This is a genomic window from Streptococcus sp. 9903, assembly GCF_013276625.1.
In the GTDB taxonomy this organism is placed as follows: domain Bacteria; phylum Bacillota; class Bacilli; order Lactobacillales; family Streptococcaceae; genus Streptococcus.
This window is the reverse complement of record NZ_VMLI01000010.1, coordinates 24,590-49,816: the sequence shown is the minus strand read 5'-3', so window position 1 is coordinate 49,816 and position 25,227 is coordinate 24,590. Positions and strand designations below refer to the sequence as shown.

21 protein-coding genes and 1 other RNA gene are annotated in these 25,227 nt (G+C 40.6%); 20 read left to right on the top strand and 2 right to left on the bottom strand.

Annotation, left to right across the window (positions count from 1 at the left end; genetic code table 11):
* The first annotated feature begins 48 nt into the window (after positions 1 to 48).
* From HT696_RS04950 to HT696_RS04870, 18 genes are all read left to right on the top strand, one after another.
* Positions 49 to 576, top strand: coding sequence for a DUF1273 domain-containing protein (locus HT696_RS04950; RefSeq protein WP_000179549.1), 528 nt, complete (start codon positions 49 to 51; stop codon positions 574 to 576).
* Between the two features lie 69 nt (positions 577 to 645).
* Complete coding sequence (gene gpsB, locus HT696_RS04945; protein ID WP_000146529.1) at positions 646 to 987, top strand: cell division regulator GpsB; 342 nt, start codon at positions 646 to 648, stop codon at positions 985 to 987.
* Positions 988 to 1,007: 20 nt separating this feature from the next.
* Positions 1,008 to 1,388, top strand: an RNA gene (gene rnpB, locus HT696_RS04940) — RNase P RNA component class B.
* Positions 1,389 to 1,472: 84 nt separating this feature from the next.
* Positions 1,473 to 2,630 (top strand): class I SAM-dependent RNA methyltransferase, encoded by a 1,158-nt coding sequence (locus tag HT696_RS04935; protein WP_173282742.1) that lies wholly within the window; start codon positions 1,473 to 1,475, stop codon positions 2,628 to 2,630.
* A gap of 12 nt (positions 2,631 to 2,642) precedes the next feature.
* Positions 2,643 to 4,049, top strand: coding sequence for a mid-cell-anchored protein MapZ (gene mapZ, locus HT696_RS04930; protein ID WP_173282743.1), 1,407 nt, complete (start codon positions 2,643 to 2,645; stop codon positions 4,047 to 4,049).
* A 75-nt stretch (positions 4,050 to 4,124) separates the two neighbouring features.
* Positions 4,125 to 5,549, top strand: coding sequence for an NADP-dependent phosphogluconate dehydrogenase (gene gndA, locus HT696_RS04925; protein WP_000158778.1), 1,425 nt, complete (start codon positions 4,125 to 4,127; stop codon positions 5,547 to 5,549).
* 11 nt (positions 5,550 to 5,560) lie between these two features.
* Complete coding sequence (locus HT696_RS04920) at positions 5,561 to 6,250, top strand: response regulator transcription factor (protein WP_000518028.1); 690 nt, start codon at positions 5,561 to 5,563, stop codon at positions 6,248 to 6,250.
* Positions 6,251 to 6,348: 98 nt separating this feature from the next.
* Positions 6,349 to 7,437, top strand: coding sequence for a choline-binding protein CbpF (gene cbpF, locus HT696_RS04915; protein ID WP_173282744.1), 1,089 nt, complete (start codon positions 6,349 to 6,351; stop codon positions 7,435 to 7,437).
* A gap of 380 nt (positions 7,438 to 7,817) precedes the next feature.
* Positions 7,818 to 8,309 carry a YSIRK-type signal peptide-containing protein gene (locus tag HT696_RS10735; RefSeq protein ID WP_240150249.1) on the top strand — a complete coding sequence of 164 codons (492 nt, stop codon included), beginning with the start codon at positions 7,818 to 7,820 and terminating at the stop codon, positions 8,307 to 8,309.
* Between the two features lie 65 nt (positions 8,310 to 8,374).
* On the top strand, positions 8,375 to 11,062 hold the full coding sequence (locus HT696_RS04910; protein WP_240150248.1) for an SHIRT domain-containing protein: 2,688 nt from the start codon (positions 8,375 to 8,377) through the stop codon (positions 11,060 to 11,062).
* Positions 11,063 to 11,236: 174 nt separating this feature from the next.
* Complete coding sequence (gene mvk, locus HT696_RS04905; protein WP_173282745.1) at positions 11,237 to 12,115, top strand: mevalonate kinase; 879 nt, start codon at positions 11,237 to 11,239, stop codon at positions 12,113 to 12,115.
* Entirely contained in the window at positions 12,097 to 13,050 is a 954-nt protein-coding gene (gene mvaD, locus HT696_RS04900; RefSeq protein ID WP_173282746.1) for a diphosphomevalonate decarboxylase, read from the top strand. The genes mvk and mvaD overlap by 19 nt, the downstream gene beginning before the upstream one ends.
* A complete protein-coding gene (locus HT696_RS04895; RefSeq protein ID WP_050315201.1) occupies positions 13,037 to 14,044 on the top strand; it encodes a phosphomevalonate kinase in 1,008 nt (335 codons plus the stop codon). The genes mvaD and HT696_RS04895 overlap by 14 nt, the downstream gene beginning before the upstream one ends.
* Positions 14,028 to 15,038 carry a type 2 isopentenyl-diphosphate Delta-isomerase gene (fni, locus tag HT696_RS04890; protein WP_173282747.1) on the top strand — a complete coding sequence of 337 codons (1,011 nt, stop codon included), beginning with the start codon at positions 14,028 to 14,030 and terminating at the stop codon, positions 15,036 to 15,038. The genes HT696_RS04895 and fni overlap by 17 nt, the downstream gene beginning before the upstream one ends.
* Positions 15,039 to 15,114: 76 nt before the next feature.
* Complete coding sequence (gene liaF, locus HT696_RS04885) at positions 15,115 to 15,813, top strand: cell wall-active antibiotics response protein LiaF (RefSeq protein ID WP_001224652.1); 699 nt, start codon at positions 15,115 to 15,117, stop codon at positions 15,811 to 15,813.
* The gene (locus tag HT696_RS04880) at positions 15,810 to 16,805 is read left to right on the top strand and encodes a sensor histidine kinase (RefSeq protein WP_173282748.1); all 996 of its coding nucleotides are present in this window, start codon (positions 15,810 to 15,812) and stop codon (positions 16,803 to 16,805) included. Before liaF ends, HT696_RS04880 begins: the two co-directional genes overlap by 4 nt.
* A 13-nt stretch (positions 16,806 to 16,818) precedes the next feature.
* Positions 16,819 to 17,451 (top strand): response regulator transcription factor, encoded by a 633-nt coding sequence (locus HT696_RS04875; protein ID WP_173282749.1) that lies wholly within the window; start codon positions 16,819 to 16,821, stop codon positions 17,449 to 17,451.
* 245 nt (positions 17,452 to 17,696) lie between these two features.
* Positions 17,697 to 18,878 (top strand): N-acetylmuramoyl-L-alanine amidase family protein, encoded by a 1,182-nt coding sequence (locus HT696_RS04870; RefSeq protein WP_173282750.1) that lies wholly within the window; start codon positions 17,697 to 17,699, stop codon positions 18,876 to 18,878.
* A gap of 85 nt (positions 18,879 to 18,963) precedes the next feature.
* On the opposite strand, the gene HT696_RS04865 is transcribed toward HT696_RS04870, so the two are convergent.
* The gene (locus tag HT696_RS04865; protein ID WP_173282751.1) at positions 18,964 to 19,836 is read right to left on the bottom strand and encodes a helix-turn-helix transcriptional regulator; all 873 of its coding nucleotides are present in this window, start codon (positions 19,834 to 19,836) and stop codon (positions 18,964 to 18,966) included.
* A 196-nt stretch (positions 19,837 to 20,032) separates the two neighbouring features.
* Between HT696_RS04865 and HT696_RS04860 the strand changes: the two genes are divergently transcribed.
* Both HT696_RS04860 and tig read left to right on the top strand, forming a co-directional pair.
* A complete protein-coding gene (locus HT696_RS04860) occupies positions 20,033 to 21,217 on the top strand; it encodes an N-acetylmuramoyl-L-alanine amidase family protein (RefSeq protein WP_173282752.1) in 1,185 nt (394 codons plus the stop codon).
* Between the two features lie 221 nt (positions 21,218 to 21,438).
* Positions 21,439 to 22,722: a trigger factor gene (gene tig / locus HT696_RS04855; protein WP_173229165.1), complete on the top strand. Its 1,284-nt coding sequence runs from the start codon at positions 21,439 to 21,441 to the stop codon at positions 22,720 to 22,722.
* 47 nt (positions 22,723 to 22,769) lie between these two features.
* Here the strand turns inward: tig and HT696_RS04850 are convergent, their stop codons facing one another.
* Complete coding sequence (locus tag HT696_RS04850) at positions 22,770 to 25,136, bottom strand: ATP-dependent RecD-like DNA helicase (protein WP_173229168.1); 2,367 nt, start codon at positions 25,134 to 25,136, stop codon at positions 22,770 to 22,772.
* Positions 25,137 to 25,227 lie beyond the last annotated feature (91 nt).

Here is a 25,227-nt window from a genome sequence, read left to right as displayed (position 1 = left end):
AATAACATCACTCTATTATACCATAAATTTGCACAGAAAGGGTTAAAAATGGCTACAGCTTTGGTTTTAGGCTATTCTGCTTTTGATTTGGGTTTGTTTTCTGACAAGGATCCTCGTCTTAAATTGATAAAAAAAGCGATACGTAAAGATTTAGAGGCTATGGCAGCAGATGGGGTGTCTTGGCTTGTGTTTACAGGAAGTTTGGGTTTTGAATATTGGGTTTTAGAGGTTGCTCAGGAGATGAAAACCGAGTACGGTTTCCAGTTGGCGACCATTTTTGCTTTTGAAACCCATGGGGAAAATTGGAATGAAGGCAATCAGATGAAACTGAGTCGTTTTAAGCAAGTAGACTTTGTCAAATATGCTTATCCTCGCTATGAACACAAGGGGCAGTTAAGAGATTACCAGCAGTTTTTGCTGGAAAATACGACTAGTTCTTATCTTTTTTATGATGAAGAAAATGAGACGAAACTAGCTTATTTTTACCAAAAGATGAAAAATCAAGAGGACTATTTTATAAAGAGATTAACATTTGATCAATTAAATGAACTTGCTGAAAATTTTTCCGAAAATTGAAGCTTTGACCTTGATTTTTGTTTGCCTTTTTTTATATAATAATACTAGCAAGCGAGAATGGAGAGAGACATGGCAAGTATTATTTTTTCAGCAAAAGATATTTTTGAACAAGAGTTTGGACGTGAAGTCCGAGGGTATAGTAAGGTAGAAGTTGACGAGTTTTTAGACGATGTCATCAAGGACTATGAAACCTATGCTGCCTTGGTCAAGTCACTTCGTCAGGAAATTGCAGATTTGAAGGAAGAATTAGCCCGTAAACCGCAAGTGAGTTCAGCCCCAAGTCCTAGTCACCCAGATCCAATTGATGTGGCAGCTTCATCTTCTATGACGAATTTTGATATTTTGAAACGCTTGAATCGTCTTGAAAAAGAAGTATTCGGCAAACAAATTTTAGACAATCCTGATTTGTAATTCAGGTCTTGTCACATGCAATTTTTGGATAATCGCGTGAGGAGAGTTGCTTCTCATGAGGAAAGTCCATGCTAGCACAGGCTGTGATGCCTGTAGTGTTTGTGCTAGGCGAAACCATAAGCCTAGGGACGAGTAATCGTTACGGCAGTTGAAATGGCTAAGTCCTCGGATAGGTCAGAGTAGGCTTGAAAGTGCCACAGTGACGGAGTCTTTCTGGAAACGGAGAGAGTGGAACGCGGTAAACCCCTCAAGCTAGCAACCCAAATTTTGGTCGGGGCATGGAGTACGCGGAAACGAACGTAGTATTCTGACTGCTATCAGCTAGAGTTGTTAGTGGTAGACAGATGATTATCGAAGGAAGTGGTCCTAGTCACTTCTGGAACAAAACATGGCTTATAGAAAATTGCATATAGGTTGGGGCTGAGAAAACTTTCTCAACCTCATTTTTTAAAGTGGACATATAGAAAGGTCTTATAAGACTGAAAATGAAAAAAGAATTTAATTTAATCGCTACTGCTGCAGCGGGTCTTGAGGCTGTCGTTGGTCGTGAAGTGCGAGAGTTGGGCTACGATTGTCAGGTTGAAAATGGACGTGTTCGTTTTCAAGGAGACGTGAGAGCTATTATCGAAACCAACCTTTGGCTTCGGGTAGCAGACCGTATCAAGATTATCGTAGGAACGTTCCAAGCTAAGACTTTTGAAGAGCTGTTTCAGGGAGTTTTCGCTCTAGATTGGGAAAATTATTTACCACTCGGAGCTCGGTTTCCGATTTCCAAGGCCAAATGTGTTAAATCTAAACTTCACAATGAGCCGAGTGTACAGGCTATTTCTAAGAAAGCTGTTGTCAAGAAATTGCAGAAACACTATGCTCGCCCAGAAGGTGTTCCTCTGATGGAGAATGGCCCAGAGTTTAAGATTGAGGTCTCTATTCTCAAAGATGTGGCAACTGTCATGATTGATACGACAGGATCTAGCCTCTTTAAACGTGGTTATCGTACCGAAAAAGGTGGCGCTCCTATCAAGGAAAATATGGCGGCAGCTATTTTACAACTTTCTAACTGGTATCCAGATAAGCCTTTGATTGATCCGACCTGTGGTTCAGGAACTTTCTGTATCGAGGCAGTCATGATTGCTCGAAAGATGGCACCAGGACTTCGTCGCTCTTTTGCATTTGAGGAGTGGAACTGGGTCAGCGACCGCTTGATTCAGGAAGTGCGCACAGAAGCAGCCAAAAAAGTAGACCGTGAGCTGGAACTGGATATTATGGGCTGTGATATCGATGCTCGCATGGTAGAAATTGCTAAAGCTAATGCTCAGGCAGCTGGTGTTGCAGGAGACATTACCTTTAAGCAGATGCGCGTGCAGGATTTACGTTCCGATAAAATCAATGGTGTAATCATCTCCAATCCTCCTTACGGGGAGCGTTTATCAGATGATGCAGGAGTTACCAAGCTCTATGCTGAGATGGGTCAAGTATTTGCACCACTGAAAACTTGGAGCAAATTTATCTTGACTAGTGATGAAGCCTTTGAAAGCAAGTATGGTAGCCAAGCAGATAAGAAGCGTAAGTTATACAACGGAACCTTGAAAGTGGATCTGTATCAATATTTTGGTCAGCGTGTCAAACGTCAAGAGTTAAAATAGAAAGGGATACTCATGAGTAAGAAAAGACGGAATCGTCATAAAAAAGAAAACCAAGAATCGCGATTTGATTTTGATGAAGCAAAAGAGCTAACAGTTGGTCAAGCGATTCGTAAAAATGAAGAAGTGGAAGCAGGAGTCTTGCCTGAAGATTCCATTTTGGACAAGTATGTCAAGCAACACAAAGATGAAATCGAAGCAGATAAGTTTGCGACTCGCCAATACAAAAAAGAGGAGTTAGTCGAAACTCAGAGTCTGGATGATTTAATTCAAGAGATGCGTGAGGCTGTAGAAGAGTCAGAAGCTTCTTCGGAGGAAGTTCCATCTTCTGAAGACATTTTACCACCCTTACCTCTGGACGATGAGGAGCAAGGCTTGGATCCCCTATTGCTAGAGGATGAAAATCCAACAGAAATGACTGAAGAAGTGGAAGAGGAGCAAAACCTTTCTCGTCTGGAACAAGAAGACTCAGAAAAGAAAAGCAAAAAAGGCTTTGTTTTAACCGCTTTGGCGCTTGTATCAATAATTATCTGTGTCAGTGCTTATTATGTCTATCGTCAAGTGAATCGCTCGACCAAGGAAATTGAAACTTCTCAATCAACTACAGCCAATCAATCAGATGTGGATGATTTTAATACACTTTATGACGCCTTTTACACAGACAGCAATAAAACGGCTTTGAAAAATAGCCAGTTTGATAAACTAAGTCAACTCAAGACCTTACTTGATAAGCTGGAAGGTAGTCGTGAACATACGCTTGCCAAATCGAAGTATGATAGTCTAGCAACGCAAATCAAGGCCATTCAAGATGTCAATGCACAATTTGAGAAGCCAGCTATTGTGGATGGTGTCTTGGATACCAATGCCAAAGCCAAATCGGACGCTAAATTTACAGATATTAAAACTGGGAATACGGAGCTTGATAAAGTGCTAGATAAGGCTATCAGCCTTGGTAAGAGCCAGCAAACAAATGCTTCCAGCTCAAGTTCAAGTCAAACTAGTAGCTCAAGCTCAAGTCAAACAAGCTCAAATACGACCAGTGAGACAAGCCCAAGTAGTTCAAATGCTGCCTCCAATGAGACTAGAAGTTCTCGTAGCGAAGTCAATATGGGCGTATCAAGTGCGGGTGTTGCTGTTCAAAGAAGTGCTAGTCGTGTTGCCTATAATCAGTCTGCTATTGATGATAGTAACAACTCTGCTTGGGATTTTGCGGATGGTGTCTTGGAACAAATTCTAGCGACTTCACGTTCGCGTGGCTATATCACTGGAGACCAATATATCCTTGAACGCGTCAATATCGTTAACGGCAATGGTTATTACAACCTCTACAAGCCAGATGGAACCTATCTCTTTACCCTTAACTGTAAGACAGGCTACTTTGTCGGAAATGGCGCTGGTCATGCGGATGACTTGGACTACTAAGCAGTCGTTACAAAATTCTTTCTTTTCAAAAGTAAAAATGATAAAATAAAACAAATCAAACAAGAGGAGTGTCAAATGACAAAAGCTAACTTTGGTGTCGTAGGTATGGCCGTAATGGGTCGTAACCTTGCCCTTAATATTGAATCTCGTGGTTACACAGTTGCTATCTACAACCGTAGTAAAGAAAAAACTGAAGATGTAATTGCTTGCCATCCTGAAAAGAACTTTGTGCCAAGCTATGATGTTGAAAGTTTTGTAAACTCAATCGAAAAACCTCGTCGTATCATGCTGATGGTTCAAGCTGGACCTGGTACAGATGCTACTATCCAAGCCCTTCTTCCACACCTTGACAAAGGTGATATCTTGATCGACGGTGGAAATACTTTCTACAAAGATACAATCCGTCGTAATGAAGAATTGGCAAACTCAGGTATCAACTTTATCGGTACTGGGGTTTCTGGTGGTGAAAAAGGTGCCCTTGAAGGTCCTTCTATCATGCCTGGTGGACAAAAAGAAGCCTATGAATTGGTTGCGGATGTTCTTGAAGAAATCTCAGCTAAAGCACCAGAAGATGGCAAACCATGTGTGACTTACATCGGTCCTGATGGAGCTGGTCACTATGTGAAAATGGTTCATAACGGTATTGAGTATGGTGACATGCAATTGATCGCAGAAAGCTATGATTTGATGCAACACTTGTTAGGCCTTTCTGCAGAAGACATGGCTGAAATCTTTACTGAGTGGAACAAGGGGGAATTGGACAGCTACTTGATTGAGATCACAGCTGATATCTTGAGCCGTAAAGACGATGAAGGCCAAGATGGACCAATCGTAGACTACATCCTTGATGCCGCAGGTAATAAGGGAACTGGTAAATGGACTAGCCAATCATCACTTGACCTTGGTGTGCCATTGTCACTCATCACTGAGTCAGTATTTGCCCGTTACATTTCAACTTACAAAGAAGAACGTGTACATGCTAGCAAGGTTCTTCCAAAACCAGCTGCCTTCAAATTTGAAGGAGACAAGGCTGAGTTGATTGAAAAGATCCGTCAAGCCCTTTACTTCTCAAAAATCATTTCATATGCACAAGGTTTTGCTCAATTGCGTGTAGCTTCTAAAGAAAACAACTGGAACTTGCCATTTGCAGACATCGCATCTATCTGGCGTGATGGCTGTATCATCCGTTCTCGTTTCTTGCAAAAGATTACAGATGCTTACAACCGTGATGCAGACCTCGCTAACCTTCTTTTGGATGAGTACTTCTTGGATGTTACTGCTAAGTATCAACAAGCAGTGCGTGACATTGTAGCTCTTGCTGTTCAAGCTGGTGTACCAGTGCCAACTTTCTCAGCAGCTATTACTTACTTTGATAGCTATCGTTCAGCTGACCTTCCAGCTAACTTGATCCAAGCGCAACGTGACTACTTTGGTGCCCACACTTACCAACGTAAAGACAAAGAAGGAACCTTCCACTACTCTTGGTATGACGAAAAATAAGTAGGTCTGCCATGGGGAAACGGATTTTATTACTTGAGAAAGAACGAAATCTAGCTCATTTTTTAAGTTTGGAACTCCAAAAAGAGCAATACCGAGTTGATCAGGTTGAGGAGGGGCAAAAAGCCCTCTCCATGGCTCTTCAGACAGACTATGACTTGATTTTATTGAATGCTCATCTGGGGGATATGACAGCCCAGGATTTTGCAGATAAGCTGAGTCGGACTAAGCCAGCCTCAGTCATCATGGTCTTGGACCATCGCGAAGAATTGCAAGATCAGATTGAGACAATCCAACGCTTTGCCGTTTCTTACATCTATAAGCCAGTTATTATTGAGAATCTGGTAGCTCGTATTTCAGCGATTTTCCGAGGTCGGGACTTCATCGACCAACACTGTAGTCAGATGAAGGTTCCAACGTCTTACCGCAATCTGCGTATGGATGTAGAACATCATACTGTTTATCGTGGCGAGGAGATGATTGCTCTGACCCGTCGTGAGTATGACCTTTTGGCTACTCTTATGGGAAGCAAGAAAGTTCTGACTCGTGAGCAGTTGTTGGAAAGTGTCTGGAAGTATGAAAGTGCGACCGAAACTAATATCGTGGATGTCTATATCCGTTATCTACGTAGCAAGCTTGATGTAAAAGGTCAAAAAAGCTACATTAAAACCGTGCGTGGTGTTGGTTACACCATGCAAGAATAGAAAGCAGTTGCAGTTATGTAACTGCTTTTTATATGAGTTCTTTATATGTTGACATGCGATTTTGTATTTGCTACAATCAGTTATGGAGGATAGGTCTAATGAAAATAATAAAAAAATTGATGCAAATCGCATTAGCAGTCTTTTTCTTTGGTCTGCTAGCGACAAGTACAGTATTGGCGGATGATGCTGATTCAGAAAGCTGGCAATTTGTCCAAGAAAATGGTAGAACCTACTACAAGAAGGGGGAACTCAAAGAAACCTACTGGCGAGTGATTGATGGTAAGTACTATTATTTTGATCCTTTATCTGGAGAGATGGTTGTCGGCTGGCAATATATACCTGCTCCACACGAAGGGGTTACGATTGGTTCTTCTATAAGGCAAGATATTGCTTTTAGACCAGATTGGTTTTACTTTGGTCAAGATGGGGTACTACAAGAATTTGTTGGTAAGCAAGTTTTAGAAGCAAAAACAGCTACAAATGTCAACAAGCATCATGGGGAACAATATAATAGTCCAGCAGAGAAACGAGTCTATTATTTTGAAGATCAACGTAGTTATCACACCTTAAAAACTGGTTGGGTTTATGATGAGGGGCACTGGTATTATTTACTGAAGGATGGTGGCTTTGATTCTCGCATCAACAGATTGACTGTTGGGGAGCTAGCACGTGGTTGGGCTAAGGATTTTCCTCTTACATATGATGAAGATAAATTAAAAGCTGCTCCATGGTATTATCTAGATCCAACAACTGGTATTATGCAAACTGGTTGGCAATACCTTGATAATAAGTGGTACTACCTCCGTTCATCAGGAGCTATGGCGACTGGTTGGTATCAAGAAGGTTCGACTTGGTATTATTTAGATGAGCCAAATGGCGATATGAAAACTGGTTGGAAATACCTTGGTAATAAGTGGTACTATCTCCGTTCATCAGGTTCCATGGCAACTGGCTGGTATCAGGAAGGTTCGACTTGGTATTATTTAGACGAGTCAAATGGTGATATGAAAACGGGTTGGCAAAACCTTGGTAACAAGTGGTACTATCTCCGTTCATCAGGAGCCATGGTCACTGGCTGGTTCCAGGTCAATGGCAAATGGTACTATGCTTACAGCTCAGGTGCTTTGGCAGTGAATACGACCGTAGATGGCTATTCTGTCAACTATAATGGCGAATGGGTTCGATAAATAATGGTAGTATTTTGTAATTTGAGATAAATTTTAAGTAAGAGTGCAGCTTCACGAAGTGATACTGGATAAAAAGTTTTTAAAATCAGAAAACCGCATATTATCAGGCGTCAAAAAATTGGCAAAACCTTGATAATATGCGGTTTATTGTGGAAAGATTTACTTATTTACTTATTTTTAACAAAATTGAGTTTTTGCCCAGTTTTACATGACATGTTTTAGAAAAAGGTATATAATGTTAGTGTAATATCAAGTGTTTTTTTGAAAGCATCACAACAATTACAATTTTAGGCTTAAAAATCGAACCTTCTTTAAATACTTAAATATTTAAGGGGGGGGGGGTATAAGTACCCATTTGTAAAAAAGAAATGAGGTTGAAAATGAACTTTAAGTCAAGAAAATGTGAAGAAAACGGGAAAAAAGTTTTACGCTATTCTATTAGAAAACATCATTTGGGAGTAGCTAGTGTAGCAGTAGCTTCGGTGTTGTTTTTTGCAACTGGTGTGGCGACTGTTCAAGCGGATGGACCAGGAGTAGGCGAACTAGTATCAGGCACACCAGCCCCACCAAGTACACTAGGTTCAGCAAGTTCAGCAAGTACAACAAGCACACTAGGCACTTCTGGTGCTAATACTGGTGACACAGAAATAGAAAATACAAATACAAATACAGCTGCATCAACAGAAAATGGGCCTATTAAGCCAGAAGATAATGTTGAAGCAAGAAATAATAATGAGAAACCTAGAGGGCTTGAAAGAGCAACAGAACCAGCAAATTATGATGGTAAAGTAAGTCTTATTGGTCAATGGACAAGTGAATCACACGAAAAAAAGATACTGAAAATACATATAAGAATGCTACAGATAAATTAGGGAGTCCCTTATCTAATCCAGGTCTTTTCCGTGGCGCTGCAAAAACTTTTCTTGGTTGGTCTGATATGCCGCCAGTAAATGGGAAAATTGCAGATGGTGCAAGACTGTTCTCGGCAGAAGACACTATAGCTACAGCCTTTCCGAATGGCTTGTCAGCTTATTCTAAGCTATATGGTGTTTATGCCAGTCTAAATGACCAAGATACACCTTTCCCTGCTGATAAATTTTCTATGGGATTTGCGATTATAGGTGGAATGAATAAATTTGCCATTAATGATAATAAGGTTCATATTGATACGAATGTAGAATCAGAAGAAGTATTACCTAATACTAATTTAAATAAAGAAACAAAAGACAAAGAAAAAAATACCCGCCGTATCATTGATGAGTATAAACCGGACAATAATGATACTACAAAAGTGAATGAAGTGGTTTTAAAAGCTGAGTTTGAAATGGATAAAACTACAGCGATGACTGTGTATAGAAATCCTCATGTAGGATATGTTGGTCCGGTTTTATCCAACACATACAAGGATAATAACTTTAAATTAGATGAAAAGAAAAAAACTTACACCTATGTAGACTTAAATGTGAATTTAGACAAAGATTTAGTTGTTCCGGAAAAATTATATGCAGAGTTTAATGGTTACTCATGGAGACCATTGTATGCTCTTGGAATTAAGGAAGATGGAACGAAGGAAATCCTAAATGTGTATTCAAAAGAAGGGACAGCCTTAGGAAATACAAAAGATAGCTTTAATTCAATCGTTAGTAATACGGACCCTAGAGTCACATTTGGTGTTGAAACTAAAGGTAACCATAATATAACATTTAGAATGATTCTTAGATCTTTAAACGGATATGATAGTAATAGACCGGAAAATGAACGAAATGAGCGTATAGCTGAAAGTGTAGTAAAACCGGATGAAGGTAAGTCTATTGCTGAAACAATTATGCGCAATATGATACTTCGATCTCTTACATCAACAGAACTTAAAGCCTTGTTCCCTAATAAGAGTGATGAAGAAATCAATCAGATGGTTGTTCGTATTAATCAAGATAAAGCCAAAGAGTTAGCAGATACAAATGGAAATACAGTACTAAAAGTAACAGGTTCTGTTGAGGGTAATGTTCATCCAAGTGCAGGTAGAATCGGTAGTGGCTGGTTAAGCCTGGATTCAGCTACAAATTTACCTATTAACAAAGTAGAAGCTAACGTTTTAGAACTAGGTTATGTTCATCCTTATAAAGCAAAATATAAGTTCATAAGTGGAACAGAAGGAAAAGATTTGCCTGCAGCAATAGAAGGCTATAAACCAACAGACCCAAAAACGTATCCAAATACAGCTAATGTAAATGCGATTAATCCAACTACAACAGCGTACAAAGTTGAAGCAGAGGATGGAACATGGGTATTTAAAAAATACGATGCAGAAAGTAAAGCAGTAAATAAAGCAGATGTAGAGTTTATAGGAACATGGGTATTCGAAGCTAATAAATACGGTGTAACCTACAAATTTGAAAGTGGGACACCAGGTAAGACATTGCCAGAAGCAATAGAAGGCTATAAACCAACAGACCAAAACCGTTATGTAGATAAATCAAATGTAACAACAATTCAACCAACAAGTACAGAGTACGTTGATACAGAAAATGATGGAAAATGGGTATTTAAAAAATACGATGCAGAAAATAAACAAGTAAATAAAGCAGATGTAGAGTTTATAGGAACATGGGTATTCGAAGCTAATAAATACGGTGTAACATATAAATTTGAAAGTGGGACAGAAGGTAAAGCATTACCAGCAGCAATCGAAGGCTATAAACCAACCGACCAAAATCGTTATGTAGATAAAGCTAATGTAGGTGCGACTCAACCAATAAGTATAGAGTATGTTGATAAAGCAAATGATGGAAAATGGGTATTCAAGAGCTACGATGCTGAAAATAAACAAGTAAATAAAGCAGATATAGAGTTTATAGGAACATGGATATTCGAAGCTAATAAATACGGTGTAACCTACAAATTTGAAAGTGGGACACCAGGTAAGACATTGCCAGCAGCAATCGAAGGCTATAAACCAACCGACCAAAATCGTTATGCAGATAAAGCAAATGTAACACCAACACAACCGACAACTAAAGAGTACGTAGATGCAGAAAACGATGGTAAATGGGTATTCAAGAGTTACGATGCTGAAAATAAAGTAGTAAATAAAGCAGATGTAGAGTTTGTAGGAACATGGGTATTCGTGGCTAACGCACCGACTCCTAAGCCAGAACCGAAACCAGAGCCTAAGCCAGAACCAAAACCGGAGCCAAAACCAGAGCCTAAGCCGGAGTCTAAGCCAGAACCGAAGCCGGAGCCAAAACCTGAACCAAAACCAGAGCCTAAGCCAGAGCCTAAACCGGAACCAAAACCAGAGCTTAAGCCTGAACCTAAGCCAGAACCAAAACCGGAGCCTAAGCCGGAGCCAAAACCAGAGCCAAAACCAGAGCCAAAACCGGAGCCTAAGCCAGAACCGAAACCGGAGCCAAAACCAGAGCCTAAGCCAGAACCAAAACCAGAACCGCAACCAACACCAACTCCGACCTCAATTTCTTCAGAAGATTGGGATCAAGGAAGTACTGAAGTGTACAAGCAGGATGAACTACCTCAGACAGGTAGTCAACAAGATGAATGGTTGGTAGCTCTAGGTGGCATATCTCTCCTAGGTGCTTTGACGGTATTTCCTAAAAAACGAGAAGAATAGTACCTGCTAGAAATCGTTTAAATAATAAAATGATGGAAATATATCCTTATAATGGGAAAAGCGATTGTGAAGGAAACAATCGCTTTTTTTGTGAAAATATAATAAAATAGATAGGAAAGAATAAATACTGGTATGAAAAAATAAGACGATCTTTTCGTCTAGTAAAAGGAAAACATGACAAAAAAAGTTGGTGTCGGTCAGGCACATAGTAAGATTATTTTAATAGGGGAGCATGCGGTCGTTTACGGTTATCCTGCCATTTCCTTGCCTCTTTTGGAGGTGGAGGTGACTTGTAAGGTAGTTCCTGCAGCGAGTCCTTGGCGCCTCTATGAGGAGGATACCTTGTCCATGGCAGTTTATGCTTCACTGGAGTATTTGAATATCAAAGAAGCCTGCATTCGCTGTGAGATTGACTCGGATATCCCTGAGAAACGGGGAATGGGTTCGTCAGCAGCTATCAGCATAGCGGCCATTCGTGCGGTATTTGACTACTATCAGGTAGACCTGCCTCATGATGTACTAGAAATCTTGGTCAATCGGGCGGAGATGATTGCCCATATGAATCCTAGTGGTTTAGATGCTAAGACCTGTCTCAGTGACCAGCCTATTCGCTTTATCAAGAACGTAGGATTTACAGAGCTTGAGATGGATTTATCAGCCTATTTGGTGATTGCCGATACGGGCGTTTATGGTCACACTCGTGAAGCCATCCAAGTGGTTCAAAATAAGGGCAAGGATGCCCTACCGTTTTTGCATGCCTTGGGAGAATTAACCCAGCAAGCAGAAGATGCGATTTCACAAAAAGATGCTGAAGGATTGGGACAAATCCTCAGTCAAGCGCATTTACATTTAAAAGAAATTGGTGTCAGTAGCCCTGAGGCAGACTCTTTGGTTGAAACGGCTCTTAGCTATGGTGCTTTAGGTGCCAAGATGAGCGGTGGTGGGCTTGGAGGCTGTATCATAGCTTTGGCAGACAATTTGATACACGCACAAGAACTAGCAGAAAGATTAGAAGAGAAAGGAGCTGTTCAGACATGGATAGAGAGCCTGTAACAGTACGTTCCTACGCAAATATTGCCATTATCAAATATTGGGGAAAGAAAAAAGAAAAAGAGATGGTGCCTGCTACTAGCAGTATTTCTCTGACTTTGGAAAATATGTATACGGAGACAACTTTGTCACCTTTGCCAGCCCATACGACAGCTGATGCTTTTTATATCAACGGTCAGCTCCAAAATGAGGCTGAGCATGCTAAGATGAGCAAAATAATCGACCGCTACCGTCCAGTTGGAGAAGGCTTTGTCCGTATCGATACTCAAAACAATATGCCTACGGCAGCGGGCCTGTCCTCAAGTTCTAGCGGTTTGTCTGCCTTGGTCAAGGCTTGCAATGCTTATTTTCAGCTTGGATTGACTCGGAGCCAGTTGGCACAGGAGGCTAAGTTTGCCTCTGGCTCTTCCTCTAGGAGTTTTTATGGACCTCTAGGTGCTTGGGATAAGGATAGTGGGGAAATTTATCCTGTAGAGACAGACCTGAAACTAGCTATGATTATGTTGGTGCTAGAAGACAAGAAAAAACCAATCTCTAGTCGTGATGGGATGAAACTTTGTGTGGAAACCTCGACGACCTTTGATGACTGGGTGCGTCAGTCTGAGAAGGATTATCAGGATATGCTGGTTTACCTCAAAGAAAATGATTTTGCTAAGGTTGGGGAATTAACGGAGAAAAATGCCCTGGCTATGCACGCTACGACCAAAACTGCATCACCAGCCTTTTCTTATCTGACCGATGCAAGCTATGAAGCCATGGACTTTGTTCGTCAACTTCGCGAGCAAGGAGAGGCCTGCTACTTTACCATGGATGCTGGTCCCAATGTCAAGGTTCTCTGTCAGGAGAAAGACTTGGAGCATTTATCAGAAATCTTCGGTCAACGTTATCGCTTGATTGTGTCAAAAACAAAGGATTTGAGCCAAGATGATTGCTGTTAAAACTTGCGGAAAGCTCTATTGGGCTGGCGAATATGCTATTTTAGAACCAGGGCAGTTAGCCTTGATAAAGGCTATCCCCATCTATATGAGAGCCGAGATTGCTTTTTCTAAAAACTACCGTATCTACTCAGATCTGTTTGATTTCGCAGTAGATTTGACGCCCAATCACAACTACAGCTTGATTCAAGAAACGATTGCTTTAGCGGAAGATTTCCTCGTTTATCGTGGGCAAATCTTGCGACCCTTTTCCTTGGAAATCCGTGGCAAAATGGAACGGGAGGGCAAAAAGTTTGGTCTAGGTTCTAGCGGTAGCGTCGTTGTCTTGGTTATCAAGGCTTTACTGGCTCTGTATAAGCTTTCGGTTGATCAGGAGCTCTTGTTCAAGCTAGCTAGCGCGGTCTTGCTCAAGCGAGGCGATAATGGCTCCATGGGAGACCTTGCCTGTATTGTGGCAGAGGAATTGGTTCTATACCAGTCATTTGACCGCCAGCAGGTAGCTGCTTGGTTGGAAGAAGAAAACTTGACGACAGTTTTGGAGCGTGATTGGGGCTTTTCAATTTCGCAAGTGAAACCAACTTTAGAATGTGATTTCCTAGTGGGATGGACCAAGGAAGTGGCTGTATCGAGTAACATGGTCCAGCAAATCAAGCAAAATATCAATCAGAGTTTTTTAACTTCCTCAAAAGAAACAGTGGCTACTTTGGTAGAAGCCTTGGAGCAAGGGAATGCAGAAAAAATCATTGAGCAGGTGGAAACAGCCAGCCAGCTTTTAGAAGGCTTGAGTCCAGATATTTACACACCTTCGCTCAGACAGCTGAAAGAAGCCAGTCAAGATTTGCAAGCTGTTGCTAAGAGTAGCGGTGCTGGTGGTGGTGACTGTGGTATTGCCTTGAGTTTTGATGAGCAATCAACTGAAACCCTAAAAAATCGCTGGGCCGATCTGGGGATTGAGCTCTTATATCAAGAAAGGATAGGACATGACGACAAATCGTAAGGACGAGCATATCCGCTATGCTCTTGAGCAGAAAAGTTCCTATAATAGCTTTGATGAGGTGGAGCTGATTCATTCTTCCTTGCCTCTTTACGACCTGGATGAAATCGATCTGTCGACAGAATTTGCAGGTCGCAAGTGGGACTTTCCTTTCTATATCAATGCCATGACGGGTGGAAGCGATAAGGGAAAAGAAATCAATCAAAAGCTGGCTCAAGTGGCAGAAACCTGTGGAATTTTATTTGTGACGGGTTCTTATAGCGTAGCCCTCAAAGATTCAGCAGATGACTCTTTTTCTGTTAAGTCTAGCCATCCAAATCTCCTTCTTGGAACCAATATTGGATTGGACAAGTCTGTCGAGTTAGGTCTTCAGACTGTAGAAGAGATGACTCCTCTTCTCCTGCAAGTGCATGTCAATGTTATGCAGGAATTGCTCATGCCTGAGGGAGAAAGGAAGTTCAGAAGCTGGCAATCGCATCTGGCAGACTATAGCAAACAAATCCCTGTTCCGATTGTCCTCAAGGAAGTAGGTTTTGGAATGGATGTGAAGACCATCGAGAGAGCCTATGAATTGGGCGTTCGAACCTTTGACCTGTCAGGTCGTGGTGGCACCAGCTTTGCTTATATCGAAAATCGTCGCAGTGGCCAACGTGATTATCTCAATCAATGGGGCCAATCTACCATGCAAGCCCTTCTCAATGCCCAAGACTGGAAAGACAAGGTCGAACTCTTGGTCAGTGGTGGCGTTCGGAATCCGTTGGATATGATTAAGTGCTTGGTCTTTGGCGCAAAGGCTGTAGGGCTGTCACGAACCGTTCTGGAATTGATTGAAACCTACACAGTCGAAGAAGTGATTGACATTATTCAAGGCTGGAAAGCAGATTTACGCTTGATTATGTGTGCCCTTAATTGTGCCACCATAGCAGATCTGCAAAAAGTTGGCTATCTTCTATATGGAAAATTAAAAGAAGCAAATGATCAGATGAAGAAGGCGTAATCACCGCCTTTTTTCCATCCTCAGACTGAGGTGACTTTTTTGAAGTGTGATAAAATAGAAGGGAGAGGATGCACCTATGAGAAAATTTAAAATCTTTTTATTTATTGAAGCCTGTCTTTTGACAGGAGCTCTGATTTTGATGGTATCAGAGCATTTTTCGCGTTTTCTGCTGATTTTATTCCTCTTTTTGCTTTTGATTCGCTATTACACTGGTAAAGAGGGCAATAATCTTCTTTTAGTAGTGGCAACCATTCTCTTCTTTTTCATCGTCATGCTCAATCCCTTTGTGATTCTAGCTATTTTTGTTGCGGTTATATACAGTCTCTTTCTTCTTTATCCGATGATGAACCAGGAAAAAGAGCAGACTAATTTGGTTTTTGAAGAGGTGGTAACGGTTAAGAAGGAGAAAAATCGTTGGTTTGGTAATCTCCATCATTTTTCAAGCTACCAGACTTGCCAGTTTGATGATATCAATCTTTTTCGTCTCATGGGCAAGGACACTATTCATCTGGAGAGGGTCATCCTAACCAATCATGACAATGTCATTATCCTCAGAAAGATGGTAGGAACAACTAAAATCATTGTACCCGTAGATGTAGAAGTTAGTCTCAGTGTTAACTGTCTCTATGGGGATTTGACTTTTTTCAATCAGCCCAAGCGTGCTCTCCGCAATGAACACTATCATCAAGAAACAAGAGACTATCTTAAGAGTAACAAGAGTGTCAAGATTTTCTTGACTACTATGATTGGGGATGTGGAGGTGGTCAGAGGATGAAAAAACAAGCTTATGTAATCATTGCTCTCACCTCCTTCCTGTTTGTCTTATTTTTCTCCCACAGCTTGATGGAAATCCTTGATTTTGACTGGTCTATTTTCTTGCACGATGTCGAAAAAACAGAAAAATTTATCTTTTTGTTGTTGGTATTCAGCATGTCCATGGCCTGTCTCTTAGCCCTGTTTTGGAGAGGTGTTGAAGAGCTTTCTCTAAGAAAAATGCAGGCTAATCTCAAGCGTTTATTAGCAGGACAAGAAGTGGTTCAGATTGCTGATCCAGAGTTGGATGCCAGTTTCGAGTTCTTGTCAGGGAAACTTAACCTTTTGACAGAAGCTCTTCAAAAAGCTGAAAATCACAGTCTTGCTCAGGAAGAGGAAATCATCGAGAAAGAACGGAAGCGGATTGCTCGGGATTTGCACGATACGGTTAGTCAGGAATTGTTTGCAGCTCACATGATTTTATCAGGTGTCAGCCAGCAGGCTTTGAAATTGGATAGAGAAAAGATGCAGACCCAGTTGCAGAGTGTCACAGCTATTTTAGAAACAGCCCAGAAGGACTTGAGAGTCTTGCTCCTGCATTTGCGACCGGTTGAATTGGAACAGAAGAGCTTGATAGAGGGGATTCAAATCCTCTTAAAAGAGCTTGAGGACAAGAGTGATCTCAAGGTTAGTTTCAAGCAAAACGTGACGAAATTACCTAAGAAAATCGAGGAGCATATCTTCCGTATCCTGCAAGAGTTGATCAGCAATACCCTTCGCCATGCTCAGGCATCTTGTCTGGATGTCTATCTCTATCAGACAGATGTTGAAGTACAGCTGAAGGTGGTGGACAATGGGATTGGTTTCCAGTTAGGGAGCTTAGACGACCTGAGTTATGGACTCCGCAATATCAAGGAGCGGGTTGAAGATATGGCTGGAACAGTTCAACTTTTGACAGCACCCAAGCAAGGACTGGCAGTTGATATTCGTATTCCCTTGCTCGATAAGGAATGATAAAGGAGTAAAGATGAAAATTTTACTAGTAGATGACCATGAAATGGTCCGATTGGGCTTGAAAAGCTACTTTGACCTCCAAGACGATGTAGAAGTTGTAGGGGAAGCGTCCAACGGGTTTCAGGGTATTGACTTAGCCTTGAAATTGCGTCCAGATGTTATTGTCATGGATATCGTCATGCCTGAAATGAATGGAATTGATGCGACTTTGGCTATCCTCAAAGAATGGCCTGAAGCCAAGATTTTGATTGTGAGCTCTTACTTGGACAATGAAAAAATAATGCCGGTTTTGAATGCTGGTGCTAAAGGCTATATGCTCAAGACTTCTAGTGCAGACGAATTGCTTCATGCTGTCCGTAAGGTGGCTGCTGGGGAGCTGGCCATTGAGCAAGAGGTCAGCAAGAAGGTCGAATACCACCGCAATCACATAGAACTACATGAGGATCTGACTGCGCGTGAGCGAGATGTACTCCAACTCATCGCCAAGGGCTATGAAAATCAGCGTATCGCAGACGAACTTTTTATCTCTCTCAAGACGGTCAAAACGCACGTGTCTAACATTCTTGCCAAACTTGAGGTCAGTGATCGCACACAAGCTGCGGTCTATGCCTTTCAGCACCACTTGGTGGGGCATGAGGATTTTTAGTAGTTATATAAAATAATATCGGAGAAATGACTTAATTTAGTACCAAGAAGTGAGTAAGTAGTTCTAGTACGGTAAAATATTTTTTTCACAATGTTTTTATGTTATTTGTTGACATTCATTTTATAGGGGAGTAAAATAGAGTTAGAAATATTTAGATTAACATATATATTATAAAATATAAAAAATCCAAAAGGAGGTTAAAATCATACAGCAACTTTAAATTTTCATGACAGGAGGAAATAGTTATGAAAAAATCTAAACTACTCACACTTGGTTTGCTTGCAGGTGCTGGTCTGCTTTTGTCTATCAACCAAGCACAGGCTGCAGATACTTGGGTTAAAAATGGTGCTGACTGGAATCTTTCTCAAGATGGCAGTCTAGCTAAGGATAAATGGGTACAAAATGCTGGGTCATGGTATCACTTCGATAGCGCTGGTAAAATGCAGACAGGCTGGCTCAAAGACGGCAATACTTGGTATTCTCTAGCAGATAGTGGTGCTATGCGCACTGGCTGGTACAAGCAAGGTAGCACATGGTACTCACTAGCAAATAGTGGCGCCATGCGTACAGGTTGGTACAAAGAAGGGTCTACTTGGTACTATCTCAAAGACAGTGGCGCTATGGCAACAGGATGGGCGACTCCAAATGGTAAATGGTCTTACTTTGAAAAATCAGGTGCTATGGTCGCAGATAGAGCTGTTCCAGCCAGTGATGGGGAAAGTTATGTCATTGGTAAGGATGGTTATATGTTAACCAAACTCCCAAGTCAGGTTGAACAATCTCAAGCGGATGATACAATTATCACAAATATTGTTACTTTGTCTGATGGGTATGATTATCATTTTATTTATAGAAAAGATGGAGTCATTGTTGAAAAAAATGCTTGGTACATCAAGCCAGAGTTTAAAAAGTTTTCTAATAAATATGGGGATTACGTTTCCAATACAATGTTGGCTTTAATAGATAATAAAGATCAAGGACAGGAAATTGATCCTAAAGCTGTTATAAAGAATTTCCAAAACTTACCAAACAGGTATTACTTTGGGGCAGATGGTCGTCGTGTAACAAATCTACCAGAAATGACCACCTATTCAGAGATTAAAAAAGTTGGCAATGATGTCTATTTAGAAAATCCGGGTGCACGACTTCGTCTTGGAGCTACCAGCTTTACAATCAATAATAATAAACTATACTATTTAGAGGGTGCTAATGGCAAACTAAAAACAGGTTATTTTGCATTGATTGATGATAGACCAAGCTATCATCACTATCATATTCTTGTTTATGCAGACCAATCTGGTGAAATTCTTAAAATGAAACGATTGCCAACAGGAATTTCAGATTATCTTAATAAAGAAATTGATGGTTTCTACGGTCAAACTGTTAAAATCGATAGTAAGACAGGAAATGTTTTTGTTGTGAAATAAACTATCTGACAGAGTAAAACGAAAAAAGCGAACAACTTTGTCTACTAGGAAGTCATGTTCGCTTTTATTCATAAAATAATAGTTACTATTTGCCCTCTGTTTCAAAAAAATCTGCTTGATAATAATCACTAACTTCTCTTTTCATTTCCCGCAGTAATCGACTTTCATTTGTTGATTCGAGTAAGGATAATCCTTTATTAATCATAGCATGATTTTCATTAACGATTCCCAGACGTACTTGAGCTACACCTAATAAATCGTATCGTTTCAATATTTTTGCTAAATCAAGATATTCTTGAATTAAGCATAGACAATCATCTTTCTTATTTGCTTCAAGGTACATTCGTGTCATATTGGCTAGAATGGAGTAATGAATACTTTGAATTGGACGATAATCTGTGTATTTATTTAGAGATTTAACAAGCCTCTGGCGTAGCATTTCTAGTGAATCAATAGGGAAATGAAAGATGATCATCACTAATAACCGTAAATCTGAGAGGAACCACTGATCCCTTTTTTCCAATTCTTTCCATAACTCTTCAGCTAAGGCTTGGGCTTTATCGGAAAACTGATTTTCAATCACTTCTATAAAAATGGTTAGCTCTTTCACAGCGTGTTCTATTGGGATATCATTCTGCACTTCATCTAGATAAATTTGACATTTTGATAGCAGTGTCTTCATTTCTTCTAGATTAGGCGAAGAAATAACCTGATAATATTCTGAAAATAATTTCTTACGAGAATCCATTTGGTAATGTTGACAAATATAATGAAATTCATCGAAACTCATATCAACTTGCCTCAAAAGCAACTCCATAGTATCATATCTAGGAGTAGAATGATTATTTTCAAACTTCGATAAGTTAGAATGAGTAATGTAGTCACCACAGACCTCATTTTGTGTGATCCCTTTTGACTTACGAATGTATTTATAAACTGAACCAATATCCCACCGCATATTTTTGCCTCCAAAAATGTTCCAAAAGTAGAAGTTTTAAGAAAATATTTATATTTAGTATATCATAAAGGTGTGGGGTGGACAATGATGATAGAAAGAAGGTATTGGTTGACTCTTAAGGATTATTAGGAGTTATGTAGAATGTTTATGATGGAAAATATCTTTTTATAGCTGTTCGATAAAGGAGGAAATAGCTATGAAAAAATCTAAATTACTTACTCTTGGTTTGCTTGCAGGTGCTGGTCTGCTTTTGTCTATCAACCAAGCACAGGCTGCAGATACTTGGGTTAAAAATGGTGCTGACTGGAATCTTTCACAAGATGGCAGTTTAGCTAAGGATAAATGGGTACAAAATGCTGGTTCTTGGTACCATTTTGACGGTTCTGGAAAAATGCAGACAGGATGGCTCAAAGACGGTGTTACATGGTATTCACTAGCAGATAGTGGAGCTATGCGTACTGGCTGGTACAAGGAAGGCAATACCTGGTACTCCCTAGCAGATAGTGGCGCCATGCGTACAGGTTGGTACAAAGAAGGGGCTACTTGGTACTATCTTCATTTTAGTGGTTCTATGATGACAGGTTGGGTGTTCATAGATGGTAATTGGTATTATTTTGAACAATCAGGTGCAATGGCCTCTGATAGAGTTGTAAATTCTAGTGATGGGACAGGCTATATTCTCAGCAAGGATGGCCATATGTTCACTTTACAAGATAGCCCTTATAAAAATGATGATATTGTTCGTTTAGGCGATGGATATGAATATCTGATTACAGCAAAATTTGACGGAAATAACTTTACTGATGTTATCGTGGATAAAAACACTTGGTATATCAAACCTGAGTTCAAGAAGTTTTCCGAAAAATATGGGGATCAAGTTTCCAATACGATGTTGGCTTTGGTGGATAATAAAGAAGAAGGACAAGAAATTGATCCTAAAGCTGTTATTCGTAATTTCCAAAATCTACCAGGTCGATATTACTTTGGAGCAGATGGTCGTAGAGTGACACCACTTCCAGAGATGACAACTAGATCAGAAATCAAAAAAGTTGGTAATGATCTTTATCTAGAAGACCCAGGTGTACGACTTAGACTTCCATCTACTGACTTCACCATCAATAACAATAAATTATACTATTTAGATAATGGACAAGGTAAGCTCAAAACAGGTTACTTTGTATTGATCGATGATGGTATGTCTACAACCCACTATCATTTCCTTGTATATGCAGACCAATCTGGTGAGGTTCTTAAGATGAAACGCTTGCCATCAAGATTTTCAGATTATTTTGATAAAGAAATCGATGGTTTCTATGGTCAAAAAATTAAGATTACACAGCCAAATAAGTATGAATATTACAAGGTTCTTGTGGTTAAATAATACAAAACGAATCGCCTAATGAGGGATGTGTGGGCGATTCGTTTTTTACTGTAATCAGCCATCATTAAGCATCTTTTATAAGATTATATTCGAAACCTAAAGAAAACTAAGAAGAAACCGTACCTCCCCCATCATTGAAAAGCGCATTCGTTACTTGAAAAAAGTCGCTCGTTTATGTTATAATAGACTGTATTTAAAAAATTTTAAGGAGAAATGACAGAATGTCTGTATCATTTGAAAACAAAGAAACAAACCGTGGTGTCTTGACTTTCACTATCTCTCAAGACCAAATCAAACCAGAATTGGATCGTGTCTTCAACTCAGTGAAGAAATCTCTTAATGTTCCAGGTTTCCGTAAAGGTCACCTTCCACGTCCTATCTTCGATAAAAAATTTGGTGAAGAGTCACTTTACCAAGATGTTATGAACGCTCTTTTGCCAAATGCTTATGAAGCAGCTGTAAAAGAAGCTGGTCTTGAAGTCGTTGCTCAACCAAAAATTGACGTAACTTCAATGGAAAAAGGTCAAGACTGGGTTATCACTGCTGAAGTCGTTACAAAACCTGAAGTAAAATTGGGTGACTACAAAAACCTTGAAGTATCAGTAGATGTTGAAAAAGAAGTAACTGACGCTGACGTTGAAGAGCGTATCGAACGCGAACGCAATAACTTGGCTGAATTGGTTATCAAAGAAGCTGCTGCTGAAAACGGCGACACTGTTGTCATCGACTTCGTTGGTTCTATCGACGGTGTTGAATTTGATGGCGGAAAAGGTGAAAACTTCTCACTTGGACTTGGTTCAGGTCAATTCATCCCTGGTTTCGAAGATCAATTGGTAGGTCACTCAGCTGGTGAAACTGTTGATGTCGTTGTAACATTCCCAGAAGACTACCAAGCAGAAGACCTTGCAGGTAAAGAAGCTAAATTCGTGACAACTATCCACGAAGTAAAAGCTAAAGAAGTTCCAGCTCTTGACGATGAGCTTGCAAAAGACATCGACGAAGAAGTTGAAACACTTGCTGAATTGAAAGAAAAATACCGTAATGAATTGGCTGCTGCTAAAGAAGAAGCTTACAAAGATGCAGTAGAAGGTGCAGCAATTGATAAAGCTGTAGAAAACGCTGAAATCGTAGAACTTCCAGAAGAAATGATTCACGAAGAAGTTCACCGCTCAGTAAACGAATTCCTTGGAAACTTGCAACGTCAAGGTATCAACCCTGACATGTACTTCCAAATCACTGGAACTACTCAAGAAGACCTTCACAATCAATACCAAGCAGAAGCTGAGTCACGTACTAAGACTAACCTTGTTATCGAAGCAGTTGCCAAAGCTGAAGGATTTGATGCTTCAGAAGAAGAAATCCAAAAAGAAATCGAGCAATTGGCTGCAGACTACAACATGGAAGTTGCTCAAGTACAAAGCTTGCTTTCAGCTGATATGTTAAAACACGACATCACAATTAAAAAAGCTGTTGAATTGATCACAAGCACAGCAACAGTTAAATAATCTTAATAAACAAAAATCCCACCTGAATTGGTGGGTTTTCTTGTGCACTATTTTCCAAAAATCTCTTTGAGGTCTGCGTCTGTAATCCCAATCATGGCTGGGATACTGTCCCAGTTTTCTTCTGTCAGGATGTAGGATTGTTCAGAGGCGTTTGATGTGGCTGTTTCGGAGATAGCTGGTTGCTTTTCTTCAACATTCTCCAATAAATCACTGAAGCGTTCAATCAGATAGGTTTTTCGGGCAGTTCCGATATGTTGGGTAGCATAGTCAAAGGCCTGTAATTCGCCTAGTAAGATAAGCTTGCTTTTGGCGCGTGTAATGGCTGTATAGATGAGATTACGCTCCAGCATACGCCTGCTAGCACTGGTGATAGGTAGGATAACAACAGGGAACTCACTTCCCTGAGACTTATGGATACTCATGGCATAGGCCAAGCGAATCTTGTACCATTCGTTACGTGGGTAAGAGACCTCGTTGCCGTCAAAATCAATGACAATCTCGTCTTGTTTCGACTCGGTGTATTTACCCGGAATCAGGTCTGTGATGGCTCCTAAATCTCCATTAAAAACATTGATTTCAGCATCGTTGACCAAGTGAATGACCTTATCTCCTTTACGATAGTGACACTGGGGAGCTTCAAAACTGAGTTGGTCTTTTTGTGGTGGATTGAGCAGGTCTTGCATGAGCTGATTGATAGCATCAATCCCTGCCGTCCCTCGGTACATGGGAGCCAGAACTTGGATATCACGGGCAGGAATACCACTTCTGAGGGCAGCGCCTAAGATCTTTTCAATGGTGGCAGGAATATGGCCACTAGCGATTTCAAAGTAGGAACGGTCAGCTTTTTTCTGAGTGAAATCAGCTGGCAAGATGCCCTGTCGAATTTGACTAGCTAGGGTGACGATGGTTGATTCTTCGCTTTGCCGGTAAATTTTTTCCAAGCGAGTCTGAGGAATCAAGGGAATATGAAGCAGATCAGCTAGAACTTGTCCAGGACTGACAGAAGGCAACTGGTCGCTGTCGCCCACGATGAGGATTTTACTGTTAGAAGAGATGTTGGAGAAGAGTTGATTGGCCAGCCAAGTATCCACCATAGAAAATTCATCCACGATGATAAAGTCAGCATCCAGATAATCTTCCAGATGACTGGTATCATCGTCACCTGTCATTCCTAAGTGGCGGTGTATAGTAGCGCTAGGCAAGCCTGTTAATTCATTCATGCGCCTAGCGGCTCGACCAGTTGGAGCAGCAAGAAGAATCGGTAAATTGCTTTTTTTCCTGAGGTCAAGTCCTTCTAAGAGGGCATAAACAGCGATGATCCCATTGATAACCGTTGTCTTACCAGTACCTGGACCGCCTGTCAGAATAAAGACCTTGTTCTGGATAGCATCACAGATAGCCTGTTTTTGAATGTTATCATATTCAATCTCCAGATCTTCTTCGACAGTAGCGATATGTTTTTGAATGGTTTCTAAATCATGACTCTTCTGTTTTCCTTTTTCAAGGATACGAACCAAGTGACTGCGGATGCCTTCCTCAGCGAAAAAGAGGCTGTTGTCAAAAATTTTTGTATCAATCTGCTGAACCTTGTCTTCTTCAATCAGGTAGGAGAGTTCTTGGGCAACTTGACTGGGATCCAGTTCTACGGGGCGAGAAGATTCAAGGAGAGTAAGGGTTTGTTCTAGCAAATCCCGAGCTTCAACATAGGTGTCCCCTGTTTCCATACAGGCCTGAAAAAGACTATGAACTAGTCCTGCACGGAAGCGTTCAGGAGCCTGACTTTCGATGCCTAGTTCCTCAGCTAGTTGGTCAGCAATAGTAAATCCCAACCCCTTGATATCCTCAACCAGTTGATAGGGATAATTTTCAACCACATCAAGGGTTTCTTCCTTGTAAAAGTCTTGAATCTGAAAGGCTAGTTTGTTGGGAATGCCGTAGTTGGCTAGTTTGGCCAAAACCATCTCCGTTCCGTAGTTGAGACGGAGAGTGGAGACGAAAGCCTCGCGATTTTTGGCAGATAGTCCTGCGATGCCTTCTAACTTTTCTGGGTGTTGCAAAATTTCGTCAATGGTATTGTCGCCATAGGTGTCCACTATTTTCTGAGCTGTCTTGAGACCAATTCCCTTGAAATGGCTACTTGAAAAGTACTTGACCAAGCCCTTGCTAGTTGGTTTTGCACGTTCATAACGGTTGATTTGCAGTTGTTCCCCATACTTGGAGTGCTGGACAATTTGCCCCCAAAAAGTGTAGTCTTCGCCCTCAATCACATCAGCCATGGTGCCGGTGACAATAATTTCAAAATCATCAAAATCCTCTGCGTCTGTATCGTCGATTTCTAGGAGGAGGATACGATAAAAATTGCTGGGATTTTCAAAAATAATCCGTTCAATGGTTCCTGAAAAATAAACTTCCATAAGATTCCTTTGCATAAATAGGTGAGAGTTAATACTCTTCGAAAATCTCTTCAAACCACGTCAGCTTCGCCTTGCCGTATATATGTTACTG